Origin of the sequence: Legionella sp. W10-070, from assembly GCF_900640175.1 — a bacterium.
In the GTDB taxonomy this organism is placed as follows: Bacteria; Pseudomonadota; Gammaproteobacteria; order Legionellales; family Legionellaceae; genus Tatlockia.
The window spans coordinates 121,614-127,819 of record NZ_CAAAJC010000004.1 but is presented as its reverse complement, the minus strand read 5'-3'; the positions used below and the strand labels follow the sequence as shown (position 1 = coordinate 127,819).

Sequence of the window (6,206 nt, the reverse complement as noted above, 5' to 3'; positions counted from 1 at the left end):
GGACTAAGTTCACTGCCGAATAGGCAGCTTAGAAAATACGAAAAGAAGAGCAGCTCGAAGAAACCGCGTTCACTGCCGAATAGGCAGCTTAGAAATTGCATTGTCTGCCATCTTCCCAAAACAGCCTGTTCACTGCCGAATAGGCAGCTTAGAAAACTCGATAAATTTAGACGCTTTCGGCAAGTATGTTCACTGCCGAATAGGCAGCTTAGAAACCAGGCTGGAAATACGTTAAGCCTTCGTCTAAGTTCACTGCCGAATAGGCAGCTTAGAAAAATTACCGAACACTGAAACGCAATCTGATACAGTTCACTGCCGAATAGGCAGCTTAGAAAAGAAAGTAAACTCAGAAGTCTTTGGTCGCGGCGTTCACTGCCGAATAGGCAGCTTAGAAAACACCGAAATTTCAAAAGAACCTGTTTGCGGTGTTCACTGCCGAATAGGCAGCTTAGAAACAAAGCCAGCTCCAGAGCTAATACTTGCTTTTGTTCACTGCCGAATAGGCAGCTTAGAAATTTTGGAATAAAGCTGACAGGTATATTCTATAGTTCACTGCCGAATAGGCAGCTTAGAAATGCTCAAGTCTTTCTTGCAGCGCTTCCATGTTGTTCACTGCCGAATAGGCAGCTTAGAAATCGATGAGCAAAATTCGAAAAATCGAAAGTTTGTTCACTGCCGAATAGGCAGCTTAGAAACTGTAATGTCTATCCTGTCGTTAACCGCCAAGGTTCACTGCCGAATAGGCAGCTTAGAAATATGGTCAATACTCAAAAAATGAGGCTTATGAGTTCACTGCCGAATAGGCAGCTTAGAAAATTACCGTGTCGTCGTTAAGCGTGTAATTTTGGTTCACTGCCGAATAGGCAGCTTAGAAATGCTGGAAATGGAGCGCCTGGGAAAACGCGCCGTTCACTGCCGAATAGGCAGCTTAGAAAAGTGAGGAATGTAAGCGAATCCTGTTTGACTTGTTCACTGCCGAATAGGCAGCTTAGAAATGCTTCACATGACTATTTTCAGGCTCACTTTCGTTCACTGCCGAATAGGCAGCTTAGAAACATCAACATTCATCTGAAAGACGCGCAGCCAATGTTCACTGCCGAATAGGCAGCTTAGAAATATGCCGTTTGTAAGGCTTACTGATGCGCAAAGTTCACTGCCGCATAGGCAGCTTAGAAAGTTCGTGTCCGCTCTTAATGATACATGCCCTTCGTTCACTGCCGCATAGGCAGCTTAGAAAATTGCCAATGAGCCGCTCATTCGCAATCCGATGTTCACTGCCGCATAGGCAGCTTAGAAAAGGCGAAAACCCATGGAATTAGAATACTGGGGGTTCACTGCCGCATAGGCAGCTTAGAAAAATCCCTGAGCGTTACAACGGCATGTTTACTTGTTCACTGCCGCATAGGCAGCTTTAAACTTCGTTTTCTAAGGCGTGTTTACAATTCATTCCCACGGTCTACGTGCCGCGACTTGTTCGCGGCATCCAGAAGATGGTCAAATTAAAGATGAACTTGATTAACTTACCTGTCTAATTGATTGATAAGAGCAAACTCATAATATGACGATTCTAACATCAAAATAAAAACGAGTTTGCTATGGCTAGACTGATGCTCAATGACGAGCTTTGGTCAAAGCTAAAGGAGATCATGCTACAACATCGGATTTATAACAATGCTGGCAATGGCCTGCTCATATCGTTGGTTACCCATGTAATCAGTGCTTCTTAAGTGATAACATTACGCTGAGTCCAACGCTCTAACAAGGAATGGAAATGAAAGCATTTTATGTCTATATTATGGCAAGCAAGCGTAATGGCACATTATACGCGGGTTCAACGTCTGATTTAATTAAGCGCGTCTGGGAGCATAAAAATAACATGATTCCAGGATTTACAGCCAGGTACAATGTACACAACCTGGTCTATTATGAGGTACATGCAACTTATGTAGAGGCCGCTCATCGTGAAAAGCGGTTCAAAAATTGGTGTAGGCAGTGGAAATTAAATGTGATTGAGGGTCTAAATCCGCAATGGCGTGATCTATATGAAGAAATTTGCCGTTGATTTAGATCGCCTGGATGCCGCGAACAAGTCGCGGCACGTAGGTTGTGGGAATGAATTGTAAACACGCCCTACAGGGTTCACTGCCGAATAGACAGCTTAGGTTCCGTGAACAAAAATTTTCACAGCTGCAAATGCGGCTAATTGGCACCATGGTGTCTTTGAATTCGTTAAATAGAGCCAGCTATTCGCCTCATTCAAAGACACCATGGTACTCAATTATCCACATTTTCGCTTTGCGAAAAAATTGGTTCACAGAACCTAGAAACCACGTAATTTCTCTTTAAGCCTGCAGGACTCGTTCACTGCTGAATAGGTAGCTTTAAAACTCGTTTTCTAATCTTTTTCTTAAATCCGATCATTATTCCTGTCGCAGGGTGATTAAGGGTGGAATTTCCAATCAAGCTTAGATATCATCTTACATTTGTTTTAGGCCATAGCGTTGTATAAATTACCACATTATCTAATTTTAGGCATTCTTTCCTTATTATTTTTTGTTCCAGGGATTGCAAATTTGCCGGTAATAGACAGGGATGAAGCGCATTTTGCCCAGGCCACCCGTCAAATGTTGCAGACTGGCGAGTATTTTCAAATCCGTTTTCAGGATAAAACCCGCTTTCAGAAGCCGCCAGGCATTAATTGGTTGCAAGCGGCAAGTGTGGGTTTATTGAGTAATCCGGATGCAAATAATATTTGGCCTTATCGCATTCCTTCGGTATTGGGTGCGTTGTTTTCTGTGCTGCTGCTTTATTTCTTTTCTCGATGTTTTATAACCCAACGGTCTGCTTTGTTGGCATCGGGGTTGTTTGCTACCGCATTGTTGTTGCTGGTTGAAGCGCACATGGCGGTGATAGATGCCTCACTTCTATCATCGGTCTTATTAATGCAGGGTGCTTTATGGTTCTGTTATAAAAAAGGTATTAACAATGAGCCAGTGCATTGGGGATGGGCTGTGTGCTTCTGGTTGGCAATGGCTTACGGCATGGTGTTAAAAGGGGTGACTCCCTTGGTTGGCGTGTTAACTGTAGTAAGTCTTTGCTGTATTGAAAAACAAGTAAAATGGCTTCGGGGGCTTCGCATCTATCAGGGGCTTTTATTCTTCATCGTCATTACCTTAGGCTGGCTGTTTATGGTTAATGCTGCGGAAAATAGCAATTACCTAATGCAAATGCTCCATAAGGATCTGTTGCCAAAACTACAAGGCGGCCATGAGTCCCATGGCAAACCACCATTCTTCCACCTTGCTATTTTACCCTTAACGTTTTGGCCTGCTTCATTATTTTTATGGCAGGGGGGCGTATATGCTTTTTATAATCGCCATACTCAGAGCGTTAAATTTCTATTAGCCTGGCTGCTTCCTACCTGGTTTTTCTTTGAAATAATGCCAACCAAATTACCCCAGTATGTGTTGCCCGTTTTTCCGGCGATTGCCTTACTTTGTGCTTTGGCTATAGAGAAGGCTGATAAAGCAGTTTTACCGGGTAAGTGGCTGCGTTTTTTACAGTTGATGTGGGGAGTTCTATCAATCGGATTAGCAATTAGCCTGGTGGTGATTCCTTATCTGGTTACCCAGGAGACTCCTCTGGTCAGTCTGGTGCTTTTAGTCAGTTTAACGGTTATGACGGTCGTTTCTGTCTATTTTTCCTGGCATGCTAATTATTATCGTGCGAGTATTGCTGTAATAATGACAGCGCTGGTTGCCTATCCTTTAATTTTTGCGGTTCTGTTGCCGGGTATTAAACCGATATGGCTATCTGATACAATTGCCCGATTGATTGATCAACACCAAATTTCAGAAGATAAGCCGTTAATGGCTGTTGGATTTTCAGAGCCAAGCCTTGTGTTTAATCTCAATACCAGAATTGTTGAGTTTAGCGATAGTTCTACCGCTGAACAGACAATTAAAACGGATGCAACCCGTTTAGCCCTGATAGAGTCTTCCATTATAAATGAATGGGCAAGGGATGGGCTTGATTTTTCCGTTAAAGCTCGGGCAAAAGGATATAACTATACCAAAGGACGCTGGGTGGAGCTTTTTTTAGTTGAACAAAACAGGAGATTATAGATGTCGCCTTTTGAGCGCTTGCTGGCATTAATGACCAAGCCTGGTGTTATGCTGGTTTATGTAACTTTGGTTATACTTTCTTTTTTATACCTTGATGTGCCGCTGGCTGAGTTTTTTTATAGCGTTGATTTAAGAAGCAGTTTCCCATTGATAAGCTGGATAACCAAATTAGGTTTGGGTGTAATTTATATACCGAGCTTTTTCTTGCTTGCCCTATTTTTTCGTTACATTCGCCAAAATCAGGAGTGGGAAGCCAGAGCCTGGTTTTTGTTTATGTGTGTTTCAATACCGGGGATAGTATGTGGCTTCTTGAAGATAATTTTTGGCCGCGCACGACCCGCGTTGTTGTTTGAAAACCATTTCTATGGTTTTTATGGCTTGCAAACAAAAGCACCGTTCTGGTCTTTCCCTTCAGGCCATACAACAACCATTATGGGGGTTGTATTTGGATTAAGCATCCTTTTCCCGCGTTATTGTTATGCTTTTATATTAACCGGGTTGACAGTTGCTTTGTCAAGGGTGTTACTTACCCACCATTACCTGAGCGATATAATGGCAGCCGGTTACCTTACTTTGCTGGAAGTTGGTATTCTACTTTGTTTTTTACGTCGTAAATCTTGGCTGGCACCTGCATGGGCGCATGCAGTATAATAAGATAGCTTGATTTCTATAGGATTAAAATGTCGTTAAAAAATCAGTTGGATGTGTCAATCATTATTCCTGTTTTTAATGAAGTCGAAAATGTTGAGAGCCTGTATAAGGAAATTGTTGCTGCTCTTCCTGCAGAAAACTTTATTTACGAAGTTATTTTTGTTGATGATGGAAGCTCAGACGGTACCAGGGAGCGCTTGAAATTATTAGCAGAGACTTATGGTAATCTACGGGTAGTTTGTCATAAAAAAAATTATGGTCAAAGTGCAGGACTGGTAAGTGGCGCGCGGGTTGCACAATATTCTATGCTGGTGACTATGGATGGGGATGGTCAGAATGACCCCAATGACATTCCGCGTCTTTTTCAACAGAGGCATGATTCACAAACTGTAGTATTGGGGATTCGTAAGAAAAGAGATGACAATGCTTTGCGGATACTTTCTTCGCGTATTGGCAATGGCATTCGCCAACGACTGCTTGATGACCAATGCCCTGACACGGGCTGCAGTTTAAAATTGTTCCCTCGGGAAGCATTCCTGGCTTTACCGCATTTTAATCATTTGCATCGATTTTTACCTGCTTTATTTAAGCGGGCCGGGTATAAGCTTGCTATCGTTCCCGTAAACCATCGGCCAAGGAAGCATGGAGTTTCCAAGTATGGTGTCATGAATCGACTATTTGTTGGCATATATGATTTAATTGGTGTGCGTTGGTTATTAAGACGCCCTTGTGCACCGGAGGTCTCCAGTTATGAATCATGAATATTTTTGGCTCGCTATTGGTTTATTGGGGCAAGGAATTTTTTCCGCCCGTTTTATAGTCCAGTGGCTGGTAAGTGAAAAAGAGAAAAAAAGCATTATTCCTGTGGCTTTCTGGTATTTAAGTTTGCTCGGTGGGGTCACTTTGTTAATCTACTCCATTTACAAACAAGATCCGGTATTTATTTTAGGCCAATCTACCGGCGTATTTATTTATGCCCGTAATTTATACCTTATTCAACGAGAAAGATCGGCCCGTATGACGCGATTAAACAGGGCTGAGCAAAGCTTGTCCAAGGGTTGATTGCCTCTATAATCTTACGATAATCGACAGGCAGGCTTGCATTGAGGTAACGCTTAGAATTTTACAGAATACTCTTTAACTACTTCCTTCTCTTTAATTAGAGATGAGTATACCTTGGCAGTATGACTGCCTGGATTAGCATCCGCATACCTTTGAACTTCTTCTATGCTACTTATTCGATTATTATCAAGTTTATCCTTCATTGGAGTCTTAAAAAAACTTGTAATATTCGTAGCTATATTTCTGAGAAACGTCCCCCGATAATGCTTGCTTCTCATAAGCCTCTTTAAATTGTTCAAATGAAATTGGTGAGTTCTCTTCTGGAAAATCAATTTTCCCAATCCCGCTTGATTTAAAGCGAGTTTAGTG

At 42.2% G+C, this 6,206-nt stretch carries 5 protein-coding genes, 1 pseudogene and 1 CRISPR repeat array; all 6 genes and pseudogenes read left to right on the top strand.

Translation table 11 applies throughout. From position 1 onward, the window contains the following. Positions 1 to 7: 7 nt before the first annotated feature. A CRISPR array of direct repeats spans positions 8 to 1,417; the repeat unit is 28 nt; unit sequence GTTCACTGCCGAATAGGCAGCTTAGAAA. A gap of 178 nt (positions 1,418 to 1,595) precedes the next feature. Next, positions 1,596 to 1,670 (top strand): annotated as a pseudogene (locus tag E1O65_RS02955) (IS5/IS1182 family transposase); the annotation flags it as partial. A 101-nt stretch (positions 1,671 to 1,771) separates the two neighbouring features. Beyond that, entirely contained in the window at positions 1,772 to 2,062 is a 291-nt protein-coding gene (locus E1O65_RS02950; protein WP_133132109.1) for a GIY-YIG nuclease family protein, read from the top strand. A 439-nt stretch (positions 2,063 to 2,501) separates the two neighbouring features. Next, on the top strand, positions 2,502 to 4,124 hold the full coding sequence (locus E1O65_RS02945) for a glycosyltransferase family 39 protein (RefSeq protein WP_133132108.1): 1,623 nt from the start codon (positions 2,502 to 2,504) through the stop codon (positions 4,122 to 4,124). Further along, positions 4,125 to 4,775 carry a phosphatase PAP2 family protein gene (locus E1O65_RS02940; protein ID WP_133132107.1) on the top strand — a complete coding sequence of 217 codons (651 nt, stop codon included), beginning with the start codon at positions 4,125 to 4,127 and terminating at the stop codon, positions 4,773 to 4,775. Positions 4,776 to 4,804: 29 nt separating this feature from the next. Further along, complete coding sequence (locus E1O65_RS02935; protein ID WP_133132106.1) at positions 4,805 to 5,536, top strand: glycosyltransferase family 2 protein; 732 nt, start codon at positions 4,805 to 4,807, stop codon at positions 5,534 to 5,536. Then, positions 5,526 to 5,837 (top strand): lipid-A-disaccharide synthase N-terminal domain-containing protein, encoded by a 312-nt coding sequence (locus tag E1O65_RS02930; protein ID WP_133132105.1) that lies wholly within the window; start codon positions 5,526 to 5,528, stop codon positions 5,835 to 5,837. The genes E1O65_RS02935 and E1O65_RS02930 overlap by 11 nt, the downstream gene beginning before the upstream one ends. The last annotated feature ends 369 nt before the right edge of the window (positions 5,838 to 6,206 follow it).

Coding starts and splice junctions, on each gene's coding strand:
- E1O65_RS02950 (WP_133132109.1), top strand. CDS start 1,772: ATGAAAGCATTTTATGTCTATATTATGGCAAGCAAGCGTAATGGCACA.
- E1O65_RS02940 (WP_133132107.1), top strand. CDS start 4,125: ATGTCGCCTTTTGAGCGCTTGCTGGCATTAATGACCAAGCCTGGTGTT.
- E1O65_RS02935 (WP_133132106.1), top strand. CDS start 4,805: ATGTCGTTAAAAAATCAGTTGGATGTGTCAATCATTATTCCTGTTTTT.
- E1O65_RS02930 (WP_133132105.1), top strand. CDS start 5,526: ATGAATCATGAATATTTTTGGCTCGCTATTGGTTTATTGGGGCAAGGA.